This window comes from Vibrio sp. SCSIO 43155, from assembly GCF_023716605.1.
Lineage (GTDB): Bacteria > Pseudomonadota > Gammaproteobacteria > Enterobacterales > Vibrionaceae > Vibrio > Vibrio harveyi.
This window is the reverse complement of sequence record NZ_CP071852.1, coordinates 1,639,765-1,662,355: the sequence shown is the minus strand read 5'-3', so window position 1 is coordinate 1,662,355 and position 22,591 is coordinate 1,639,765. Positions and strand designations below refer to the sequence as shown.

Here is a 22,591-nt window from a genome sequence, read left to right as displayed (position 1 = left end):
TCATAAAGTGTAAAACTAATTATCCAACATTAATTATAGCAACTAGTCACATAGTTGATTGTTAATAGCATTGTGCGTTAGATTATTGACGCCTATAGAGTTGTCCCTATTTATAAGAACAATTTCTCGCCTTCAGACATGACTAAATCTAGGAGAAACAAAGTGAAGTGGACTCGTGCCAACGCCATATGCTTTGGTGTGCTTGCCGTTAGCCCTGCTTTCGGACAAACACTTGAGCAAGCGGTTGAAAATACACTTATTAGCAACCCAGACATCAAAAGTGCGTTTAATGAATTCGTAAGTAAGCGGTATGTGAATGAAGCCTCGAGCGGTGCTTATCTTCCTTCTGTCGACCTAGATGCAGGCGTCGGATATGAAGGGATAAACCCAGCAGAGAGTAATCGTAAGTCTACTGATTTAACGCGAAAAGAAGCGACAATTACGCTAACCCAGCTTATTTGGGATGGTTCAGCGACGCTTAACGACATTGACCGTACTGCAGCGGATGCTGAATCCGTTCGTTACCAATTATTAGCAGATGCTCAAGATAAAGCATTAGAGGTAGCTAAAGTCTACCTGGATGCCGTTAAAGCCTATGAAGTACTGACGCTTTCTGAAAATAACCTGAAAGTGCATAAGAAAATCTATCAAGATATCAAGAAACGTGTAGATTCAGGTATTGGTTCAACAGCGGACTTAACGCAAGTAGAAGCTCGTTTAGCTAAAGCACACGGTAACTTGGTAGCTGCTCAGAACAATTTGTTTGATACGCACACGATCTTCACACGTCTTGTAGGTCAAGCTCCGCAAGGACTTATCTTCCCTCGCGCAGATCAAAACTTCATTCCTTACACAGTAGATGATGCGATTGATTTGGCATTTAATTCTCACCCAGTGATTAAGATTTCAAAAGCGGATGTTGATTCGGCTAAGTTCCAGTACAAACAGTCTAAAGGTAACTATTACCCAACAGTTTCCGTAGAAGCTTCGCAAACATGGCGTGATGACGCAGCTGGTGTCGAAGGAAACAGTGATGAAACAACAGCGATGCTGCGTATGCGTTACAACCTATACAATGGTGGCAGTGACTCTGCAAATGCCGAAAGTTTCGCCTACCAGTTGAACAAAGCAAAAGACTTACGTGAACGCGCATATCGAAATGTAGAAGAAGGTTTACGCCTTTCTTGGAGCGCACTGGATCTGACACAACAACAGAAACAATTTTTGTCCGATCACGTAGATTCAGCTTCTGAGACAGTTATTGCGTACGAAAAACAATACCGTATTGGTAAACGTACCCTACTAGACTTATTGAACACAGAAAACGAATTGTTTGAAGCTCGCAAAGACTACTTGGATGCGAAGTACGCAGAACAATACGCCAAATACCGTGTGATGAATGCGACTGGTCAACTATTGAATGCGCTTCGCGTTGATGTTCCAACTGAGTGGAATCAGAAGGTGGAGTACTAATTATGCAAGCAGTAAAGATTCTTTTCTCGTTGGGTCTTATCGTCGCAGCAAACCAAGCATTTGCGGAAGACGAGTATGAATACATGCAAACACCAAATGCTCAGCAAATTGCAGACCTACAAGATGACGATGATGATGGTGTGATTAACGCAAGGGACCTTTGCCCTGATACGCCGGCAACGTCAGAGATCGACAATGATGGTTGCGGTGAGTACATAAAGTCGTCTGAACAAATGCAAGTCCGTGTATTGTTCGCCAACGACTCTGATGAAATTAACCCTGTATTCCATCGCCAGATTCGCCAATTGTCTGAGTTTCTTAAAGAATACCCGACAACCTCTATCGAGCTACATGGCTATGCGAGTAAGGTAGGCGGCGCTTCTCATAACTTAGACCTATCAAAACGTCGAGCAAATAAAGTGCGCTCTGCGTTATTAGGTTACGGTATCAAACCAGATCGCGTTCGAATTGTTGGCTATGGCGATACTCACCTTGCTCAACAAGGAACAGACGAAGTGAGCCACGCACTTAACCGTCGTGTAACGGCCTCTGTTGTAGGCTACAAAGGTGAAATTAAAAAAGAGTGGACAATATTTACCACCCTTCCAGAGAACACACTTTAAGGAGCTTCGGCTCCTTTTGTTTTTCAACCTTGTTAAACCGTATTATGCTTTTGGAATCGGCACTTTAGTGTTAACCTACTCGCGTCATAACAATGAGAGTTTTGAAATGAGCAAACTTACATCAGATATCCAAGCAAACCTTGACCTTTTCGTTGCTGAAACTAAAGAAAACCAACTAGTTTGGGGTTTACGCAATGAAGAAGGTTGGCTATCTTGCGATTCAACTGAATTCGAAAACAGCGAAGTCATGCCTTTCTGGTCATCTAAAGAAGATGCGCAGGCACACAACGTTGAAGAATGGGCAGATTTCGAAGTACTAGAAATCCCACTAGATATCTTTGTTGAAGATTGGCTACTAACTCTTGCAGAAGACGGCGTTCTTGTTGGCACAAACTGGAATGCACAGCTAGAAGGTAAAGAGGTTGAACCTCAAGATCTAGCGAAGCTATACGTAGGCTAATTCCCTAGGACCTCAGCACCGTGCTGGGGTCTTCTTTTCTATTACTTACCTTTTCGATGTAAAGCTCGACCGAGCGCATAGTTTTCATCACCCCACTATCTATACCCTTCGGCTTTTGTCACAATGACTCACTCCCAATTGGTATATCATACTGAACAAACAACATAGCAATAACATAAGGTTACATCACTATGCGTACGCTGCTTACTTTGCTTGCGTCTCTCCTATTAGGCAGTCAAGCAAACGCAAGTGACACTCAAAGCATCACTCAATGGCATTCTGTTTATCTAGCTACAATGAAAACAAATTCCAAATCTGCGCTCCACATGCTTCAAGACAGATACCACACTGCCGACTCTAATAGTGAGAAGCTTTACGTCAGTGGTTTGATTTACGAATACATGTCGAATATCAACCAGCCTTACTTTGGTAGCAGTCAGTTTCTGGAAAATCACTTTGCAAAGTTGGAATCAAAGTACATTCAAGCACTGTTAGAACGCAAACAGGGTGACTACGACGCTGCAGTAAACTTGTTCACCTCATTACTGCAAAGTGCTAAACAGCGCGCAGATATAGAAACAAAAGCGTTAATGAACTACCAGCTTTGCTACACCCTCAATCAACAGGGTCAGTACCACAAGGCTAACTTTTTCTGCTCATCGCTTAATAACCACTTAACTAACGACCACAAAGAGAGTATTCCTGCAGATCTTGCGCTGCGTGTAATCGCAAACAACTTCGACTTCCGTGGCGAATACGATATTGCACTTAGCTTGTACCGCCGACTCATTAATGAAATGCCAGCGCAAAGCGACCCCACAGGTGTTTATAACGATGTAGGTAATTTGCTGAGTGAACTAGGTCAATTCGAACAATCTGAACAGTACCTAATTCAAGCACTACTTGCTCGACAATTAGAAGCCACACCTCTTGAAGTAGCTCAAGTGGAACATAGCTTGGCATCCATGTATTACAAATCTAAAGATTACGAGAAGTCCATCAGTCACTATAAGAATGCGCTAACACTACTCGAAGAACTGAATTACCCATACGGCAAGGGACTAACTTATCTTGGGCTTGGTTCTGCCTACGTCGATTCTGGTGACTTAAAAAGCGCCGTTCCCCATATTAAAAACGCTTTAGAGTTGGGCAAAGAGTACGAAAACGAACGCTTACAAACTGAAAGTCACTTGGCGGCAGGCTTCGCTTACCTAAAACACCGCATGTTGAAAGAAGCACTAGAACACGCGAATGCCGCGTTAGAGTTGGCAAACAAGAACTCAACGACCGCGTTGCAATCAAAATCTCAATTGTTACTCTCGCAAATCTTCCAACAACAGAATGAGTATGAAATAGCTCTATCCCACTACCGCGAGTACGCAACGTTGGAGTTAGCAAACCGAGATGCCAACAATGTAAAAGCAATCGAAGCGCTAGACCTAACGAAAAGTGAATATGAATATGAGTTGCAACTCGTAAAAATTGACAACGAACGTAACTTAAAACTGCTTGAGCTTAAAAAGCTTGCCGAGCAACAGCGAGCGTACAACTTTGTAGTATTTGTGTTACTCGCTGTTTTGTTGGTCGCACTCTTTGCTCTACGAAAAATAAAGATGGAATCTCGTTTAGACAAGTTAACAGGCTCCCTGAATCGGAGTTCAATCATCGAGAAAATCCGTTCTCAATCGATCAGTGCGCCAGATGATATGCGCTACGTACTTGCACTATTCGACCTAGACAACTTTAAACTGATTAACGATAAATACGGGCATCCAGTAGGCGACTTAGTCCTAACTCAAGTCAGTAAGTCACTTCAATCTAAACTAAATAAAGGAGAATATCTGGGGCGTATTGGAGGAGAAGAGTTTATCTTGTTACTAAAGAATGTGGATGAAATTGATGTGCCATTTCGTGTTCAAAGCCTTCACAAAACCATCTCAGAAAAGCAGATAAAAACAGACGACGGTCATTCGGTCAATGTCACAGCAAGCTTGGCCTATCTCTCTACATCAAAACCACTTAGTAATTTTGATGAGCTGTATTCGATATTAGACCAAGCTTTGTATCAATCAAAAAGAAATGGGCATGATGCCGTGATTGATGCTTATAACGAGCCTATTGATCTTCCGCTTTCTGCTTTTGAATCAACGACTGCATAACAGTGTCTTTGTTATTCAGGTAATCATCTAAGCCCGCTTTGCGCAGCTCGCAAGACGGGCAATCACCACAGCCATCACCAATGATGCCGTTGTAGCAAGTTAGAGTACTTTCACGGACCAGTTGCAACGCATCGTACTGATCTGCCAACGCCCATGTTTCCGCTTTATTTAGCCACATCAGCGGTGTTTTGATGTCGAACTGACGGTCCATGCCTTTTACTAAAGCACTGTTCATCGCTTTCACAAAGTCATCACGGCAATCAGGGTAACCACTAAAGTCGGTTTCACACACGCCAGTAATAACGGTTTCAGCACCAATTTGGTATGCATAAATGCCAGCTAGCGTTAGGAACAAAATATTACGACCCGGAACGAATGAATTCGGCAAACCGTTCTCTTGAAGTTCATGAGAAACTGGAATGTCATCGCGAGTCAAAGAGCTGATTGCTAGTTCGTTCAGAAGACCTACATCCATGACTTTATGAGCAGCAACACCAAGATCTTTTGCTACTTTTTCCGCAACTTCGATCTCTAACTTATGACGTTGACCATAATCAAATGTGATTGCATGTACTTCATCAAACTCTTTTAACGCTTGAACCAGACATGTTGTAGAGTCCTGTCCACCACTGAAAACAACAACTGCTTTTTTCATCTTTTTCTCCGAGCTTAAGCAATACTTAAGTATTTATGAGTTTGAACTGACAAGCGCCAGTTACGTGCCACGCAAGTATCAATACAAAGCTGTGTTGCTCTTGGCTTTTGGCTAATTGGTTGCAGAGCGATGATGGTTTTTGAGTCTATATCGGCCATCGTAAGCAAGTCATCAAGATGATCGATATCTTTTTGTGTGCCAACAGGATGCTTAATTTCATTTGCGCGCTCCAACGCACTTTTAAGTACAGGCAATTTACCTTTCATCGCAACTTTAGGTGACACGGTCACCCAAGTATTTTCTGAAGTAACGACTTCTGAAGTGCCGCTGGTTTCAATTTGGCACTGGCAACCCATATCTTCAAATGCTGCGGTTAAATCACGCAAATCATAAATGCAGGGTTCACCGCCAGTGATCACAATGTGCTGAGCATTGAAGCCTTGCTTTTTGTATTCTGCTACGATGTCTTGTGCTGAAGCGAAACACCATGTTGGGGAGTCCTCTGTTTTCACCAAGATATCGCCAATCTGGCGTTGGTCTTTCTCTTCTGCGTACCAAGTTTGCTTTGTATCGCACCAAGAGCATCCTACCGGACATTCTTGCAAACGCACGAAAACTGCTGGCACACCAGTGAAAACCCCTTCCCCTTGGATGGTTTCAAACATCTCATTTAGCTTATACAACGTAGAACTCACTCAACTCATAATACTTCGAGGCGAAGACCTTAATGGAGAGGCGCACTCAGGTCAATTTAAACCAAAAATAAATTGTTAAAATAGGTCTTTTTGTAGTTTCATACACGAGTTCCCAATTTTTAAGGTAAGTAAAGATGTACAAACTGATCGCCCTAGATATGGACGGTACGTTGCTAAACAGCGACAAAGTAATTTCAGAAGAGAACAAGCAAGCCATCACTAAGGCTCGTGAAGCAGGTGTGACCGTTGTACTTGCATCAGGTCGCCCTCTTGAGGGTATGCAAGACAAATTGGATGAGTTGAACATCAACTCTGATAAAGACTTTGTACTGTATTACAACGGTTCTATGGTGAAGAACATTGGCACCAATGAAATCATCCACCAGCAAATCATCGATGGTAAAGCAGCAAAGAAAATCGCTCGCAAAGCAAAAGAACTTGGGGCGTACGTTCATGCATTCAGTCAAGAACACGGTTTAATTACTGAAGAAAACAACCCATACACTGATATCGAGGCAAAAATTAATGGTCTTGATGTCACTGAAATGAACTTCGAGTCACTTTCTGATGATCACGCCATCATCAAAGCGATGATGGTTGCAGAGCCAAGCAAACTTACCGAAGTGATAGCAGCGCTACCGTCAGATCTAAGAGAAGAATTCACCGTAGTACAAAGCGCACCGTTCTTCTTAGAGTTTTTGAATCCATCAAGTAATAAAGGCATCGGTGTTTCAGCAATCGCAGAATACTTAGGCATCAAAGCTGAAGAAGTGATTTGTATGGGCGATGCCGAGAACGACCATCACATGCTTCAATATGCGGGTCTTGGTATTGCAATGGCAAACGCGATGGAAGAGACAAAAGAAATCGCAGACTACATCGCTGAGAGCAACGATGAACACGGCGTAGCAAAGTCTATTGAGAAATTCGTTTTGAACGCTTAACAAATCTGAAGTAAACGCCAATTAAAAAACCTCGCTATTAAGCGAGGTTTTTTATTACTCTGCGTGCTTGTTTTTACACGTTAGTTTTCTCGCTAACACAATAAATGTCAGCATCAATAGAGGATAATGGAAGGTGCTAAACACCAAAGACCAAAATCCGCTAAATGAAACCGTTGTGCTCAAGTAAAGATACAATTGCTCAACCAGCAATAACGCCAGAATCACAAACAACATCTGTTGACGGTCAAAACGTATTTCTGACTCTTTGAAGGTCATCACCAGCGCTGACGCAGTAATCAGAATCGCTAACCAGCTAGTAAATACGGGCAACGGCCAAATGACAGAAATCACTGCGGTAATCGCAGTCATCGTAAACCAAACACTTTTTGAACTCAGTAACTTGTCTACGTCCACATCGGGGTTGCCTTCGAGTCGGAGCACATGCCATGCAACCAAAGACCCCAACAAAGCACCAATCAACATATCTAGGATAAATGCAGTACCAAGGAAGAACTTACAAGCCAGTACGGTCAAAGTCACAAGGGCAACAAGCAATGTGATTCGGTTTAGACCAAAGGTATTTGTTCTTTGGAACATAAACGTCATCACACAAAACCACACCGCTACCGGCAAACTTGGAAAACTAAAGCCAAAGCTTTGAGTTAACTCTGCCATTGGTACATATACATGCGGTCTTGGTAGTGAGAACCCCTGTTGAGCCACGAGAGTCATCAACGAAGTTGCGGTAACAGCAAAGAACAGCCGATATACAAAACGACTATCGAAACGCATCATCACGAATGGAAACAAGAACAACAAAAATGTTGGATTGCTCAAACTCGTAATTAGGTCTGCGATTTCACACGCCGTATTACGGCTACTCGATGAAAGCGAACCTACCCAACTCTGTAGATCCATCATCCAAGACAACTCCAGTTGACGGAAATTGGGCGCTGACTCAATTAACTGTTCAACATAAACGACAGGTTGTTCAGTCGCTCTAGTGTAGAACTCGCCTACATCTTTCCACTGCTCAGGATAACGGTACAAAGAGGCTGACATGTTACTCGGGCTCACTAGCATCGCAGAAGCGACTTCAACGCCATAATGAGGAGCAAACCAGATAGGTAACTCATTACCATCAATTTTATTGGTCATCGAAAACGCAATTACGTCTGAATCCGATACACAATCAAAGAAAACAGCAGTATCTGTTCTACCTAACTCTTCACCAACAGTAACAACTAAACCGGTTTCTTCCCACGTTTCTCTCTGCGCAGCAAGTTTAGGCGATTCACCTTGAATAATGGTGCCACCAGGAAGGGAAATTTTATTCGTTAATATCTCGTGGATTAATACTAATTTGTTATCTGCGCGAACAACACAAAGCGCCCCTTTCACATCTTCTGGAAGAGGATTCGCGGCAGACAAAGGAGAAACAAACAGTGAAATGGAATACAGGATGAGAAAAAACAACTGTCTCAGCACAAAATACAACCTTTAAAAGAGAGAAGAATCACACCGTCATGATGGCAGGGTTGCCAATATTTTTCGACATAAATTAAGTAACCAGTTGTACATTTGGCGAACATGTCAAAAAAGACTTAATGATACTTTTCAAAATAATTCTGACAGAAATCAGACATAACTCGAAACATTGGCTGCAATTTTGCCAGTTATATTAATTTAACGTCAGGGTAATTTATATGGATTTTACGCGTTCTCAGAAATGACACAACAAAAGAGCGCTTATGATCAATGATAAAATAACCTCTTACGCCCTGATCTTCATTACAAGGAATCTCGACTGTATTCCCATGGAGAGACACTGCGAAAAAAACATATGTGGTATGCTGCTGATAACTGATTATGAGAAAACACGCAAATATTCTTTCCGCCATGACAAGGACGCAAATATGAGTTTCATGATCGAACATTGGGATTTTTCGAATGAAAGACCAACTAAAAAAGAAAACTCAACTGACACCATAGAAACTAATCATTGGTATCACTGCGAAAGAGGACACTTCGCGATCCGAGATTGGCTATCGCTCAACGCAATACCACGAGCAACAATAGACAATCTACTTGCAGACGAGAGTCGCCCCTCTTTCCATCAATTAGATGGGGAGAACTTTTTGCTCATTTTGCGCGGAGTCAATATGAATGCCAACGCTTCACCAGAAGACATGCTCAGTATCCGAATCCTTTATTACAACGGCGCATTAATCTCAACACGTAAAACCCCATCTCGAGCAATCATGGATATCAGAGAAGCCCTCGCAGAACAAAAGGGACCACAGAGTTTAGCCAGTTTGTTAAACCACGTAATCGATGGACTTAATGGAAAAATTGATACCTATTTAGACTTTATTGAAAACACGTTAAATGGGTTCGATGTAAGTGATGAATCAACTTATAATCACATATCCGCACAAAAAGCACTGATATCAATAAAGCGATTTATACGCCCACAACAATACGCAATTCGAGATTTGATAGAGTCTGACGTACCGTTAGTCGCAACAAGAACACACCAATATCGATTTGCACATAACAACATCATCCGGATCAATGAGACAATCGACTTCTTTCTTGGCGAGGTTGAATTGTTTCAAGAAGAAATCAGACATAGACGAGAACAAAAGACTAACAAGAATAGCTACCTATTCACCTTAGTAGCCACCATATTCCTACCAACCAGTTTTTTGACTGGCTTACTGGGCATCAATATCGGTGGCATGCCTGGTGTAGACTCTGCTACGGCATTCACATGGTTTTGCGTGGCTCTTGGTGTAATTTTTGGGCTAGAAGTGATTCTACTAAAGTACTTAGGCTTCACTAGCAAGCATGAGTAACAATCCAACAATCACAAAACGCTGACTATGTACAATCGGTAAAAAGCCCCTAACCGTTTGAATACAGAGGCTTGGTATCACATCAATTAAAAGATGAATGAACAAAGCCTCGTTATTTGAATATGTGACTTAAGCGCGCACGCCAATGTATATGAACCCTACCCCATGGAGCTTTCGTAATCTCTCCACGACTCGCATCCGAATTAAGATCCAATCGCTTTCGAACATCGAAACTGCAGAAACCAAATACAGCACTAAGACAGGTATCTTCGTAAAGGCTAGGATTAACACTACCAACAGTAATAACTTCTGCACGAGCCGAACCTGTCATCAAGAAAAACAGCAACAGCGCTTTGAGCAAGTTCTTATTCATAATAATCCTGTTAGCTAATCACATGAGCCAAATGCATTCTATGAAAAAGCGTTCCAGCTTCGTTGAGTAAGATCAAAACTACTTCAGTCCAACCGTGAAAGGGGGGAGAAATAAGGTACGAGCCCCTCTCTTTTACATCCTTATCGTATTGAGCCTACGAACATGAAGAGCTGGTAAGCATCCAGCAGACTTTACAGATGCTTTATAACATCCCACCTTGCGGAACCTCGCAACCGATTAGAGTACGACGACTCTCAAAGAGTTCATATATATGTGTTCACGACTCTTTCCTTTTCTGGTGCATTCTGCATCTTTACGCCTAATATTAAATTGCAACAACTAAAACATTTGATCTCATTAATAGTTCATTGAACTTGAATCATATAATGACAGAAAAATGGATGACTAAATCTAACCCAATGAAAGTATCGGTTAATCGAAGCAGCACTCACACTAAAAAGCTAAATGGTAGGTTCGCAATCACTACCACGCTATCCATTGGTTTCATCTTCAATACCTCTTGCCAAGCCGACTCATTGGACAACGATATCAGTAAGCTCCTCCAACAACGCTTTTCTGTGGCTGTCTTGTTGTCCGATACCGATGCAATCGCTTTTGGTATTGGAGACTTTGACCCCAATTCGTTGTTTGATACCGCCAATTCAGAACTTGGGACCGAGGAATCAGTCAATGAACGGCGAAACAAGTCCGTTTATGTCTTACCTTACACAACCAACTTTAAGATAGAGGATAGCGAAGATTCGCGCGAATTATCCTTTAAAGCCTTCGCGATAAAAACGAAGTATGATCTGAAACTATTCGATACAAGCAAAGATACCTTAAAAGAAAGCACATACGGTACATCGATCGGATATGGCTACATACATAAAGCAAACCAGAAGATCACACTTAGCACCAGAGCTACCGCACACCTCATGCGTTATGAAAACACCTTCTCCACCGACAATGCTCTGTCATTCATCATTGGAAAATTCCTAGACGGACGCGCTGTAAATGTTTCTGCATGGTCTGCTATTATCCAGCCGTCAGTTAAAGCCAAGTACACGCAACCAACTAACTGGGGTAAATGGCATGTGAGCTCTACATTAAATTCATTTATTGGTCGTAGTTGGGGTAGCGCAAATAACGGTAACATAGGCAATCCGAAAGGATGGTACCTGTCTAATGAAGTCACAGGTTACTACAACATCTACCACGGCAAGCAAGCTTTGTTTAGTGGGATAAAAAGAGTCGACTTATCGCGTGATTTAAACAATGAACTCGGTAGCCCTCATTATTACGAAGCCTCTATAGGATGGTTGTTTTATTCGCCAAAACCTTTTGATTGGGTAGACAACTTTGGCGTAGGTGTAAATTTAAACTTTGGTTCGAGCCTGAGAGGTGGCAGTATCCAGCTTTACTTTAATAAATAAACGCTATTATTTTACCGTTGACGGTTTGTAAAAAACGATACTGATCATAGCCTTACTTCCACCTGTGCTGAATGTATGGGTTAGCATTTCCTTAAACACCATACTTCCAAGCTTTATGCTAACGACTTTCTTAACCAATGAATATGATGCCCAAAACCTTGGTTCTCATAGAGAGAAATCGCTGTCTGGTTAAAGTCCCAAACCTCAACAAACATCTGTTTCACTCCATAATCAACAAATGTCGCCTCTATCTTTTCAATCAAAGCTTTCGCGGTACCTTGCTTACGATATTCGGGTAAGACGTATAGCTCATCAACGCTTCCCATCATGACAGGTTTACTAACCGTAGAAATAAGCTCGCAGAAATGCCCAGATACAAAGCCGACGATCTCACCCTCTACTCTAGCGATATACACCAAACATTCAGGATTATCGAGATAGCGAGCAATACTCTTTTCTTGTTCGATTTCTTCTGCGGTTTTAAACAGCTCTGGAGATTGGATATGGTGCTCATCATGCAGTTCGAACATCAAATCATTGAGTTGTTCAAGATCGTCAAAAAGCGCTGGTTTGATTACAAAAGTAGACATAGGAAAAGAAGCCAAAAACAGGAATCCATATAGTGTGTGTTTAAACACGAGATTAGGCAAGCAGGAATGCAAAAGCCTCTTGCCGACAAAGCAAGAGGCTTCGATATTTACGATTGGTCGCAGCTAATCTAAGATCGTGCTTAATTAAAATCGTACTTAACTAGCCACGTTTAAGCACTCGTTCGATTTCGCCTAAACTGGATGGATCATCAATGGTTGATGGCACCACGTATTGCTCACCATCGGCTATTTGACGAATGGTTCTTCGCAAAATTTTGCCTGAGCGTGTCTTTGGCAAACGGTCCACAACCAGCGCATGTTTAAAGCAAGCCACAGCACCAATCTCGTTGCGCACTTTACCCACCAGCTCACCTTCTAGCGTTAGATCATCAATCTTCACACCATCTTTGAGAACCACGAAACCAAGCGGTAGCTGACCCTTTAACTCATCGTGGATACCGACTACCGCACACTCTGCAATCGCAGGGTGACCACCAACGATTTCTTCCATCTCGCCAGTAGACAGACGGTGGCCTGCAACGTTAATAACGTCATCAATACGACCCATGATAAACAGGTAACCTTCTTCATCTAAGTAACCACCATCTCCCGATACGTAGTAACCCGGAAATTGACTTAGATAACCGGTTTCAAAGCGGTCATGGTTGCGCCAGACAGTTGGTAGACAGCTTGGTGGTAATGGGCGTTTCAATGCCACAAAACCTTGCTGATTTGCTCCTACTGGCATGCCCATTTCGTTGAGAATCTCGACCTGATAGCCAGGAATTGGCTTGGTAGCAGAGCCTGCTTTTACCGACATCATCTCGATACCGGTCGGATTGCCCGCGATCGCCCATCCGGTCTCCGTTTGCCACCAGTGGTCAATGACCGGCTTATCTGCTTTGCTTTCGACCCATTCTAGCGTTGGTGGATCAAGGCGTTCGCCTGCCATAAAGATAGAGTCGAGATTGGACAAGTCGTATTGCTTAATGAACTCGCCTTCTGGGTCTTCTTTCTTAATTGCACGAAAAGCGGTTGGCGCGGAGAAAAGCACGTCTACTTTGTATTCGTCACAAACACGCCAGAATGCACCCGGGTCCGGTGTTCTCACTGGTTTGCCTTCAAATAGAATAGTTGTACAGCCATGAATCAACGGCGCGTACACAATATAGGAGTGACCAACAACCCAGCCCACATCCGATGCTGCCCAGAACACACCATCTTGAGGGATGTTATAAATTGACGTCATCGAATATTTCATCGCCACGGCATGACCACCATTGTCACGCACCACGCCTTTTGGTTTCCCTGTTGTGCCAGAGGTATACAGAATATAAAGAGGATCTGTCGCTAGCACAGGGACACACGCATGAGGCAAAGCTTGCGCGTATTCTTGCAGCCAATCTAAATCACGTTCAAGGTTAAGTTCGGCTTCGCACTGCGGGCGTTGAAGAACAAAGACTTTCTCAGGCTTCCAACGGCTGTCCATAATGGCTTTATCAACCATTGGTTTGTACGGGATCACCTTGTTAATTTCGATGCCACAAGACGCCGTCATGATGACTTTGGGTTCCGCATCTTCAATTCGAACGGCAAGCTCATTCGGGGCAAAACCGCCAAACACCACCGAGTGAATCGCCCCCAATCGAGCACACGCCAGCATCGCCATTGCCGCTTCTGGGATCATCGGCATGTAGATGACCACACGATCGCCTTTGGTTACGCCTTGGTTAGAAAGCATACCCGCGATCTTTGCCACTTGGTCGCGCAGAGCTTGATAGCTGTATGTTTGTTTTTGCCCCGTCACTGGCGAATCATAAATCAGTGCGGTTTTGTCGCCTCTTCCTTGCTCGCAATGATAATCCAATGCGAGCCACGACGTGTTCAATACACCATCAGGAAACCAACGTTCAATCCCACGTTCGTCAGCTTGTAAGATGGTGTTTGGCGCTTCAAACCAATCGATGTTTTCAGCTTGAGCACGCCAAAAGTTTTCCGGTTCATTTTGTGCCCAAAGGTATTCTTTTTGATATGCAGACATATTGCTTCCTCCAGTATGTCCTGACATTGCTTTTTAATACCAATCGCATTCATTAGATGTTCAGAAGATTGCGTAGGTAAAACCGCTTAGAACAAGGCAAAGATTGCAGCTAGCTAGTTGCTCTACCTACACCTTCTTTAACTAAGAAATAGGTTTAACGAAGTTATCAGCGGTTTTAACAAGCAAGAACCATCAAATAATTGATGTGGTTGGTATAAGTATCACTACCATGCAATTGTGTTATTCAAAGACATTGGAGGGAACACGCACAAAGCCCTCCATCAGTATTCTCGCGCTGCGGCTCATGATGGCTTTCTCAACCACCCAACCTTGTTCTGTTTGTTTGGCTTTCGCACCCACCTTAAGCGTTCCTGATGGATGCCCAAACGTGACAGATTCTTTCTCTCCGCCACCAGCCGCCAAATTGACTAGAGTACCCGGGACGCATGCCGCCGAGGCAATGGCGACTGCTGCGGTTCCCATCATCGCGTGGTGAAGTTTACCCATAGATAAAGCCCGGACGAGAATATCGACCTCACCTGCTTCTACGGTTTTACCACTCGACGATAAATAGGATTTAGGCTGGGAAACAAACGCAATCTTAGGCGTGTGTTGACGTGTTTGAGCCTCTTCGAGCGAATCAATAAGCCCCATTTTTAGCGCGCCATGAGCACGAATGGACTCAAACCTCGCAAGAGCAGATTCATCGTTATTGATGTCATCTTGAAGCTCAGTGCCTTGGTAGCCAAGTGCTTCTGCATCAATGAAGATCGTCGGTATGCCTGCGTTAATAAAGGTGGCGTTGAACGTCCCAACATCTGGCACGACCAAATCGTCTACTAGATTGCCAGTTGGAAACATGCTGCCTTCACCATCAGCAGGGTCGACAAAATCAACTTGAATTTCTGCCGCAGGGAACGTCACGCCATCAAGCTCAAACTCCCCTGTTTCTTGAACGAAACCATTTACGATTGGCACATAAATCAATATGGTTTTGCCAATATTTACCTGCCATACACGAACGGTAACGATGCCGTTTTGAGGAATACGATCTTCGTCGATCAACCCTGCATGAATGGCGAAAGGTCCGACTGCAGCAGAAAGGTTGCCACAGTTACCACTCCAATCGACAAATGGCTTATCTATCGATACTTGTCCGAACAGGTAATCAACGTCGTGATCGGCTCGCTCACTGCGCGACACAATCACAGTTTTACTGGTGCTGGAAGTCGCGCCGCCCATGCCATCAATTTGTTTTGCGTACGGGTCAGGGCTACCAATCACACGAAGTAGCAGTTTGTCTCTTGCCTCCCCTGCAACTTGCGCTGGTTGTGGCAAATCTTCAAGGTTGAAGAACACACCTTTGCTCGTACCGCCGCGCATGTAAGTCGCCGGGACTTTGATTTGGTTTTGCATCTTGCTATCCATATCTTGCTCCGTTATTGCGCTATCTATTGCGAGAGGAAATCTTGAGCAAAGCGCTGTAACACACCGCCCGCTTTGTACACGTGAACTTCATCTTCGGTATCGAGTCGACAAGTCACCGGCACATCAACCTTGTCGCCATTCGCACGAGTAATCACCAGCGCCAAATCAGCACCAGGAGTGATATCGCCGATAACGTCATAAAGTTCAGTGCCATCTAATTCGAGCGTCTTTCGGTTCACGCCATCTTTAAATTGCAGAGGAAGCACGCCCATGCCAACTAAATTGGTACGGTGAATGCGCTCAAAACCTTCCGCGACAATCGCTTCTACACCCGCCAAGCGAACGCCTTTCGCCGCCCAATCTCGCGACGACCCTTGACCATAATCCGCACCCGCGACCACGATAAGCGGCTGCTTGCGATTCATGTAAGTCTCAATCGCTTCCCACATGCGTGTCACTTTGCCTTCAGGCTCGACTCTCGCTAACGATCCTTGCACTAATTCGCCATTTTCCTTGACCATTTCGTTGAACAATTTCGGGTTAGCAAAAGTGGCACGCTGCGCGGTTAAGTGATCACCTCGGTGAGTCGCGTATGAGTTAAAATCTTCTTCTGGCACGCCCATCTTCGCGAGGTATTCGCCTGCTGCGCTGCTTGCCAAAATTGCGTTTGATGGCGACAAATGGTCGGTTGTAATGTTGTCGCCTAAAACGGCAAGAGGACGCATTGAAGACAGAGTTCGCTCACTAGCCAGTGCTCCCTCCCCCTCTTTTTGCCAGTAGGGAGGTCGACGGATATACGTACTCATCGGACGCCAATCGTAGAGCGGATTCGGATTGCGAGCCTCATCATTCAGTTTGAACATTTGAATGTAGACTTGATTAAATTGTTCTGGCTTAACGTACTCACCCACCACAGCATCAATTTCTTCATCCGTTGGCCACAAGTCGTTGAGATAAACCGGCTTGCCGTCTTTGTCTGTACCCAAAGAATCACGTTCGATATCAAAACGAATCGTCCCAGCTAACGCATAAGCAACGACCAAAGGTGGCGATGCTAAAAATGCTTGTTTTGCGTAAGGATGAATTCGACCATCAAAGTTGCGGTTCCCAGAAAGTACCGCCGTTGAATACAGATCTCGATCGATGATTTCTTGTTGGATTTTCGGGTCAAGTGCGCCGCTCATACCGTTACAGGTTGTACACGCATAAGCCACGATACCAAAACCAAGCTTCTCCAATTCAGGGAGTAAGCCAGATTCTTCAAGGTAGAGTCGAGCAACTTTAGACCCCGGAGCAAATGAAGACTTCACCCAAGGTTTGCGCACCAATCCAAGCTCATTCGCTTTCTTAGCGACCAGACCCGCTGCAACAACATTTCTTGGGTTACTGGTGTTGGTACAAGAAGTAATCGCCGCAATGATCACCGCGCCATCGGGAAGTTCGCCTTCTTTCTCTTGCCACTCGCCAGAAACGCCACGTTCAGCAAGCTCTGCGGTAGGTAAACGACGATGAGGATTAGATGGACCTGCCAAATTGCGCCCGACTCGGGACAAATCGAACTCAAGCACGCGTTCGTAAACCGCCGTGTCTAAATCATCTGCCCACAGACCGGTTTGCTTGGCGTACTTCTCAACCAAGTCGACCTGTTGATCATCGCGACCTGTCAGTTTGAGGTAATTAATAGTCTGCTCATCAATGTAGAACATCCCAGCGGTTGCGCCGTATTCTGGCGTCATGTTTGAGATGGTTGCGCGGTCGCCAATGGTTAGGTCTCGCGCCCCTTCACCAAAGAATTCGAGATAAGATGAAACCACGCGTTCATTTCGCAGAAACTCGGTAATCGCTAGTACGATATCCGTGGCGGTAATACCCGGTTGACGCTTACCAGTAAGCTTCACGCCAACAATGTCTGGTAGACGCATCATCGACGGGCGACCAAGCATAACCGTCTCCGCCTCTAAACCGCCGACACCAATCGCAATAACGCCAAGTGAATCAACGTGAGGAGTGTGACTATCCGTACCGACACAGGTATCAGGATAGGCAATGCCTTGCTTGGCTTGCACAACCGGAGACATCTTCTCCAAGTTGATTTGGTGCATGATGCCGTTACCCGCAGGAATAACACTGACGTTCTCAAACGCCGTTTTACACCATTCAATAAAGTGGAATCGGTCTTCGTTTCTACGCTCTTCTATCGCGCGGTTTTTCTCAAACGCCTCTGGGTCAAAGCCTGCGTGTTCAACTGCCAGTGAATGGTCAACGATCAATTGCGTTTCAACCACAGGGTTTACTTTCGCTGGGTCACCGCCTTGTTCGGCAATCGCATCACGCAAACCAGCGAGGTCGACTAATGCCGTTTGTCCAAGGATGTCATGACAAACCACGCGTGCCGGATACCAAGGAAAATCGAGGTCACGTTTGCGTTCAATCAACTGTTTTAGGCTATCAGTGAGCGTATTTGGGTCACAGCGACGAACCAACTGCTCGGCTAAAACGCGTGAGGTGTATGGGAGCTTTTCATAGGCTCCAGGAGAAATATCGTTAACTGCTTCTCGGATATCAAAATAATCGAGTTGGGTTCCCGGGAGCGGCTTACGATATTGAGTATTTATGTTTGTGGTGATGCTCATGGGCTTGCTTCCGCTTTAGTGTACATCTTGTGCCTGAACGCACCGCGATACTGTTTTTGAAATGGATTCGCGGTGAAAGAGACGCCCCTTGTGAATGCCATCAAGACAACACTCACAAAGAGGCGTCACGCGCTAGCGTTGTTCGATTGGCACCCAGTCTTGATGATCCGGTCCGGTATAATCCGCACTTGGGCGAATAATTCGGTTGTTCGCGCGTTGTTCATACACGTGCGCCGCCCAACCTGTCAGTCGGCTCATAACAAAGATTGGTGTAAACAATTTGGTTGGAATATCCATGAAGTGGTAAGCCGAAGCATGGAAGAAGTCGGCATTACAGAACAGACCTTTCTCGCGCTTCATTACGGATTCCACACGCTCAGAAACCGCGTAAAGATGTGTGTCACCCACCTCTTTCGATAACGCTTCTGACCAACGCTTGATCAGTGCATTACGAGGATCACTTTCACGATAAATCGCATGCCCAAAGCCCATGATTTTGTCTTTGTTCTCTAGCATTTGCAGAATATTGGCTTCTGCCTCATCTGGCGTTTGCCAATCTTGAATCATCTCCATCGCCGCTTCGTTTGCACCGCCATGAAGTGGACCACGTAACGTACCGATAGCAGCCGTAATACAAGAATGAAGATCAGAAAGCGTAGAAGCACACACACGCGCTGCAAATGTTGAGGCATTAAACTCATGCTCTGCATAAAGGATCAAAGAACAGTGCATCACCTTTTTGTGCGTTTCACTTGGTGCTTTATCAGTAAGCAGTTTCAGGAAGTAGCCGCCAATACAGTCTTCGCTGTTATCGTGAGTTTTGATTCGTACGCCATCGTGGCTGAAGCGATACCAGTAACAGATGATCGCAGGGAAAAGCGCCAGCATTCGCTCAGTAGCATGTAGCTGTTGCTCAAAGTCCATTTCTTGCTCTAAGTTACCCAGCATAGAGCAACCTGTGCGCATAACGTCCATCGGGTGAGCATCAGAAGGGATCAGCTCTAACGCTTGCTTAAGCTCCGCTGGTAAGCCACGCAAGCTCAATAGATGTGTCTTGTACGCGTCTAGCTCTTGTTGATTAGGTAAGTGACCGCGTAACAGCAAATGCGCCACTTCTTCAAATTGAGCATGATTTGCCAAGTCCGTAATATCGTAACCACGATACGTTAGACCCGTCCCCGTTTTACCGACAGTGCATAAAGCTGTGCTTCCAGCGCTTTGACCGCGTAGACCTGCGCCACCTATCTCAGCTTTCTTTTCTACAGAATGAGGCATTGTTGAACTCCTTTTCTGTCTGATTTGGCTCTCTTAATGGGCTCTTTTGAATCAGACAAGTTTCACGTTATTGGATTAGAGATTCTTTTCTTGGGCTTCCGTTTGTTTCCTTTGTTGACCTTATTTACCCTCCGAGAACAGCTTGTCTAACTTATTCTCGTAGTCGTGGTAATTAAGGTGCTCATACAGCTCTTTTCGTGTCTGCATTGAATCAAGCATCGCTTCTTGGTTGCCAACTTCAAGCAAGTGTTTGTAAACCATCTCAGCCGCTTTGTTCATCGCACGGAATGCGCTCAATGGGTACAAAACCATGTCCACTTTGGATTGGGCTAACTCTTCACAGCCGTATAGCGGCGTTTGTCCAAACTCAGTAATGTTGGCAAGAATTGGAACGTGTTTCCCTGTCGCGTCTTCAAGCGCTGCCGAGAACTGTTGATATTGGTCTAGCTGATTCATTGCCTCAGGGAAGATCATGTCTGCGCCCGCTTCCACACATGCAATCGCACGTTCAATCGCACTGTCCATGCCTTCAACCGCTAACGCATCAGTGCGAGCCATAATGACAAAGCTCTCGTCATTACGTGCATCCACCGCCGCTTTCACTCGATCAACCATTTCTTGTTGGCTAACAATCGCTTTGTTTGGGCGATGACCACAACGCTTCTGCGCCACTTGGTCTTCCATGTGCACTGCCGCCGCACCGGCTTTTTCCATCGCTTTGATGGTGCGTGCGATGTTAAAAGCTCCACCAAAACCGGTATCGATATCAACCAGTAACGGCAAATCACACGCGTTGGTGATACGGTCTACATCCACCAAAACATCGTTCAGTGTCGTAATGCCAAGATCTGGCAAACCGTAAGATGCGTTAGCGATACCGCCACCCGACAAATAGATAGCTTGGTGACCCAAGTTTTTCGCCATCATGGCGCAGTATGGGTTAATGGTGCCGACGATCTGCAGCGGGTTGTTTTGCTCAATGGCGAGTCTGAACTTCGCCCCCGGAGATAAGCTCATGACAATTTCCTTCTAGTCTTGTTCTCTATCTTTACTTTCAGAATGTAAAATCTGTAATTCGATAAGTTTTCGGCTGCCTGAGATGTGCCTTCTCATCAGCATTTCTGCGAGTTCTTCATCACGGTTGCGAATCGCTTGCAGAATGAATTTGTGTTCGTTGAGTGCTTCGTTAGGACGAGATTGCGCACGTGGTGATTGGTAACGATACATGCGCAACAAGTGGTACAACTCGTCGCAAAGCAAAGAGATAAGCTTGCTGTTTCGACTCGCTTGAATGATTCGATAATGGAAGTCGAAGTCACCATGCTGGTGGAAGTAAGACGATCCTTCGACTTCATCAATATGTTTGGAATGTGTCGACAATAGCATTTCCAAACTCAGTAGCTCTTCTTGAGTGATATAGCGAGCCGCTAGCCTTGCCGCCATGCCCTCTAATGCTTCGCGGACGGAATACAATTCGATGAGTTTTTCCGGAGAGAAAGTGATCACACGAGCGCCAACATGCGGAATGCGCTCAATCAACCCAAGCCCTTCAAGACGCATCATGGCTTCACGTAAAGGACCTCTACTCACTTGATATTTCTTGGCTAACTCAGGCTCTGAGATTTTACTGCCCGGTTCAATTTCACCACTCACAATCGCTTCCACTAACGATTCGGTCAGCGATTCAGATTTAGTATGCTCCTTCTCAGAGACAATTACTTTATGACGAGTTTTCAATTCTGTATTCATATTCAAGGCACTCGTATTTAGAAACCAAAGTGTCAACAATTTGTTAACTTGAACATAAAATAGACGATCAGATTGTCGACAATCAAGAAAATTGTCGACAATTTAGACTAAGGTATAGTGTTATTGAGTGATTTATGAGTGGATAAATATTCATTTCGATAAGAGCAAGCTGAAATTGTCGACAATAAAAACCCAATAAATTCAGCAAGTAAAAAGAATAAGGGAGCACGTCAGCTCCCTATTTGAGTTTAATTTGCTAACGGACGGTCATATTTGTCTAGTTGACCAGTTTGTAGGTTAAGTCTTTTTCATCCAACAAACCGGATTCAACGAGGTTTCTCTCCAACATCATATCTTGCAGCTGTTTCAGCGAATTGATGTTGCCGTAACTGCGGCGGATCTGGTCAAACGCTTCTTCTAGTTGCGGTAAGTTTTGTGCATTCATCTGATCAGTCGTTGCTTCAGAAGCCGCCAAGAACCACTCCACATCCTTGGTGATTTCTTGCACTTGAATCAGGCTTTCACGCAATTTCGCTTGGTAGTGCTCCACCTCTTTGATGGCAGAAAAGAACTCCGTCCAAGCTTGCATGTTATCGATAGCCGATGTGGAAGACATGGTGGTTTTGTTGAGTTTCACGCGGGATTCATTGATCGCCTCTTTAAGCTTGAATAAACGCAAACTGAGTTCATCGGAACGCTTTGGCAGTAACTTAACTTCGTACTTCACCAATTTACGAATCGCATGAATGTGTTCATCACGCTTACGCGCAGAAAGCGCCAAGAACTCGTGATCGACTTTTCCTACCGAGTTGGTTTTAAGTTGCTTGCGAGCAGATTCAATTTTTTTATTAAGAAGAGATTTAACGCCTTTCTTTGAGCCCTCCTCCCACGCTTTACGAGATGCTGCTTTTAACGCTGCACCACCTGCGACTTCCAACAGGGCTGCCCCCTCTTTCGAGCCGGGAAATGGAATCATCCCGATACCAGTCCTTACCCCTTTTTGCGCAATATCCATCGCGACCATTTTCTTGTCACGTTTCACCCAGTTCTTTGCAGATTGGTATTTATTACCGAATTTTCTCGCCCAACTTTTGTGATATGACTTACTGTCCTTTTCTACATTTTGCAAAAATTCTTTTGCCATCTTTTTTGCATTTTGACTCGCCATAAAGAACTCCTTTTCTTTTAATAAATCGAATAGC

General features: G+C 44.5%; 18 protein-coding genes. 7 read left to right on the top strand and 11 right to left on the bottom strand.

Annotation, left to right across the window (positions count from 1 at the left end):
* Positions 1–162: 162 nt before the first annotated feature.
* The 4 genes from J4N44_RS07515 to J4N44_RS07500 all read left to right on the top strand — a co-directional run bounded on the left by J4N44_RS07515 (position 163) and on the right by J4N44_RS07500 (position 4,715).
* The gene (locus tag J4N44_RS07515; RefSeq protein WP_009696936.1) at positions 163–1,473 is read left to right on the top strand and encodes a TolC family outer membrane protein; all 1,311 of its coding nucleotides are present in this window, start codon (positions 163–165) and stop codon (positions 1,471–1,473) included.
* Positions 1,474–1,475: 2 nt separating this feature from the next.
* A complete protein-coding gene (locus J4N44_RS07510) occupies positions 1,476–2,096 on the top strand; it encodes an OmpA family protein (protein ID WP_005451972.1) in 621 nt (206 codons plus the stop codon).
* Between the two features lie 106 nt (positions 2,097–2,202).
* Positions 2,203–2,556: a DUF2750 domain-containing protein gene (locus tag J4N44_RS07505; RefSeq protein ID WP_005451971.1), complete on the top strand. Its 354-nt coding sequence runs from the start codon at positions 2,203–2,205 to the stop codon at positions 2,554–2,556.
* Between the two features lie 191 nt (positions 2,557–2,747).
* Positions 2,748–4,715, top strand: coding sequence for a GGDEF domain-containing protein (locus J4N44_RS07500; protein ID WP_252045037.1), 1,968 nt, complete (start codon positions 2,748–2,750; stop codon positions 4,713–4,715).
* Here the strand turns inward: J4N44_RS07500 and queC are convergent.
* Both queC and queE read right to left on the bottom strand, forming a co-directional pair.
* Positions 4,672–5,370 (bottom strand): 7-cyano-7-deazaguanine synthase QueC, encoded by a 699-nt coding sequence (queC, locus tag J4N44_RS07495; RefSeq protein WP_005451968.1) that lies wholly within the window; start codon positions 5,368–5,370, stop codon positions 4,672–4,674. The genes J4N44_RS07500 and queC overlap by 44 nt on opposite strands.
* A 14-nt stretch (positions 5,371–5,384) precedes the next feature.
* A complete protein-coding gene (gene queE, locus J4N44_RS07490) occupies positions 5,385–6,035 on the bottom strand; it encodes a 7-carboxy-7-deazaguanine synthase QueE (protein ID WP_029789727.1) in 651 nt (216 codons plus the stop codon).
* A gap of 164 nt (positions 6,036–6,199) precedes the next feature.
* On the opposite strand from queE, the gene J4N44_RS07485 reads away from it, so the two are divergent.
* A complete protein-coding gene (locus tag J4N44_RS07485) occupies positions 6,200–7,009 on the top strand; it encodes a Cof-type HAD-IIB family hydrolase (protein ID WP_009696940.1) in 810 nt (269 codons plus the stop codon).
* Positions 7,010–7,063: 54 nt separating this feature from the next.
* Here J4N44_RS07485 and J4N44_RS07480 read toward each other — a convergent pair whose 3' ends face one another.
* Complete coding sequence (locus tag J4N44_RS07480) at positions 7,064–8,497, bottom strand: bifunctional NUDIX hydrolase/phosphatase PAP2 family protein (RefSeq protein WP_114320900.1); 1,434 nt, start codon at positions 8,495–8,497, stop codon at positions 7,064–7,066.
* A 428-nt stretch (positions 8,498–8,925) separates the two neighbouring features.
* Here J4N44_RS07480 and J4N44_RS07475 point away from each other — a divergent pair, with 428 nt between their 5' ends.
* Both J4N44_RS07475 and J4N44_RS07470 read left to right on the top strand, forming a co-directional pair.
* Positions 8,926–9,867 (top strand): CorA family divalent cation transporter, encoded by a 942-nt coding sequence (locus J4N44_RS07475; RefSeq protein WP_033007670.1) that lies wholly within the window; start codon positions 8,926–8,928, stop codon positions 9,865–9,867.
* Positions 9,868–10,626: 759 nt separating this feature from the next.
* Positions 10,627–11,673, top strand: coding sequence for a Solitary outer membrane autotransporter beta-barrel domain (locus J4N44_RS07470; protein WP_252045036.1), 1,047 nt, complete (start codon positions 10,627–10,629; stop codon positions 11,671–11,673).
* 113 nt (positions 11,674–11,786) lie between these two features.
* Here the strand turns inward: J4N44_RS07470 and J4N44_RS07465 are convergent, their stop codons facing one another.
* The 8 genes from J4N44_RS07465 to J4N44_RS07430 all read right to left on the bottom strand — a co-directional run bounded on the left by J4N44_RS07465 (position 11,787) and on the right by J4N44_RS07430 (position 22,557).
* A complete protein-coding gene (locus tag J4N44_RS07465; RefSeq protein ID WP_252045035.1) occupies positions 11,787–12,263 on the bottom strand; it encodes a GNAT family N-acetyltransferase in 477 nt (158 codons plus the stop codon).
* A gap of 160 nt (positions 12,264–12,423) precedes the next feature.
* Complete coding sequence (locus tag J4N44_RS07460) at positions 12,424–14,304, bottom strand: propionyl-CoA synthetase (protein WP_252045034.1); 1,881 nt, start codon at positions 14,302–14,304, stop codon at positions 12,424–12,426.
* A gap of 240 nt (positions 14,305–14,544) precedes the next feature.
* Positions 14,545–15,732, bottom strand: a complete 1,188-nt coding sequence (gene prpF / locus J4N44_RS07455) for a 2-methylaconitate cis-trans isomerase PrpF (RefSeq protein WP_252045033.1) — start codon at positions 15,730–15,732, stop codon at positions 14,545–14,547.
* Positions 15,733–15,755: 23 nt separating this feature from the next.
* Positions 15,756–18,365: a Fe/S-dependent 2-methylisocitrate dehydratase AcnD gene (acnD, locus tag J4N44_RS07450; RefSeq protein ID WP_252045032.1), complete on the bottom strand. Its 2,610-nt coding sequence runs from the start codon at positions 18,363–18,365 to the stop codon at positions 15,756–15,758.
* Between the two features lie 132 nt (positions 18,366–18,497).
* Positions 18,498–19,640, bottom strand: coding sequence for a bifunctional 2-methylcitrate synthase/citrate synthase (prpC, locus tag J4N44_RS07445; protein ID WP_005443640.1), 1,143 nt, complete (start codon positions 19,638–19,640; stop codon positions 18,498–18,500).
* A gap of 120 nt (positions 19,641–19,760) precedes the next feature.
* On the bottom strand, positions 19,761–20,657 hold the full coding sequence (gene prpB / locus J4N44_RS07440) for a methylisocitrate lyase (RefSeq protein WP_009702732.1): 897 nt from the start codon (positions 20,655–20,657) through the stop codon (positions 19,761–19,763).
* A gap of 12 nt (positions 20,658–20,669) precedes the next feature.
* On the bottom strand, positions 20,670–21,389 hold the full coding sequence (locus J4N44_RS07435; protein ID WP_009696948.1) for a GntR family transcriptional regulator: 720 nt from the start codon (positions 21,387–21,389) through the stop codon (positions 20,670–20,672).
* A 277-nt stretch (positions 21,390–21,666) separates the two neighbouring features.
* Positions 21,667–22,557 (bottom strand): hypothetical protein, encoded by an 891-nt coding sequence (locus tag J4N44_RS07430; protein WP_005426534.1) that lies wholly within the window; start codon positions 22,555–22,557, stop codon positions 21,667–21,669.
* Positions 22,558–22,591: the final 34 nt, after the last annotated feature.

Excerpts from the sequence above, each read along its gene's own strand:
- J4N44_RS07510 (WP_005451972.1), top strand. The coding sequence starts at position 1,476 with ATGCAAGCAGTAAAGATTCTTTTCTCGTTGGGTCTTATCGTCGCAGCA.
- J4N44_RS07505 (WP_005451971.1), top strand. The coding sequence starts at position 2,203 with ATGAGCAAACTTACATCAGATATCCAAGCAAACCTTGACCTTTTCGTT.
- J4N44_RS07500 (WP_252045037.1), top strand. The coding sequence starts at position 2,748 with ATGCGTACGCTGCTTACTTTGCTTGCGTCTCTCCTATTAGGCAGTCAA.
- queC (WP_005451968.1), bottom strand. The coding sequence starts at position 5,370 with ATGAAAAAAGCAGTTGTTGTTTTCAGTGGTGGACAGGACTCTACAACA.
- queE (WP_029789727.1), bottom strand. The coding sequence starts at position 6,035 with ATGTTTGAAACCATCCAAGGGGAAGGGGTTTTCACTGGTGTGCCAGCA.
- J4N44_RS07485 (WP_009696940.1), top strand. The coding sequence starts at position 6,200 with ATGTACAAACTGATCGCCCTAGATATGGACGGTACGTTGCTAAACAGC.
- J4N44_RS07475 (WP_033007670.1), top strand. The coding sequence starts at position 8,926 with ATGAGTTTCATGATCGAACATTGGGATTTTTCGAATGAAAGACCAACT.
- J4N44_RS07470 (WP_252045036.1), top strand. The coding sequence starts at position 10,627 with ATGACAGAAAAATGGATGACTAAATCTAACCCAATGAAAGTATCGGTT.
- J4N44_RS07465 (WP_252045035.1), bottom strand. The coding sequence starts at position 12,263 with ATGTCTACTTTTGTAATCAAACCAGCGCTTTTTGACGATCTTGAACAA.
- J4N44_RS07460 (WP_252045034.1), bottom strand. The coding sequence starts at position 14,304 with ATGTCTGCATATCAAAAAGAATACCTTTGGGCACAAAATGAACCGGAA.
- prpF (WP_252045033.1), bottom strand. The coding sequence starts at position 15,732 with ATGGATAGCAAGATGCAAAACCAAATCAAAGTCCCGGCGACTTACATG.
- acnD (WP_252045032.1), bottom strand. The coding sequence starts at position 18,365 with ATGAGCATCACCACAAACATAAATACTCAATATCGTAAGCCGCTCCCG.
- prpC (WP_005443640.1), bottom strand. The coding sequence starts at position 19,640 with ATGCCTCATTCTGTAGAAAAGAAAGCTGAGATAGGTGGCGCAGGTCTA.
- prpB (WP_009702732.1), bottom strand. The coding sequence starts at position 20,657 with ATGAGCTTATCTCCGGGGGCGAAGTTCAGACTCGCCATTGAGCAAAAC.
- J4N44_RS07435 (WP_009696948.1), bottom strand. The coding sequence starts at position 21,389 with ATGAATACAGAATTGAAAACTCGTCATAAAGTAATTGTCTCTGAGAAG.
- J4N44_RS07430 (WP_005426534.1), bottom strand. The coding sequence starts at position 22,557 with ATGGCGAGTCAAAATGCAAAAAAGATGGCAAAAGAATTTTTGCAAAAT.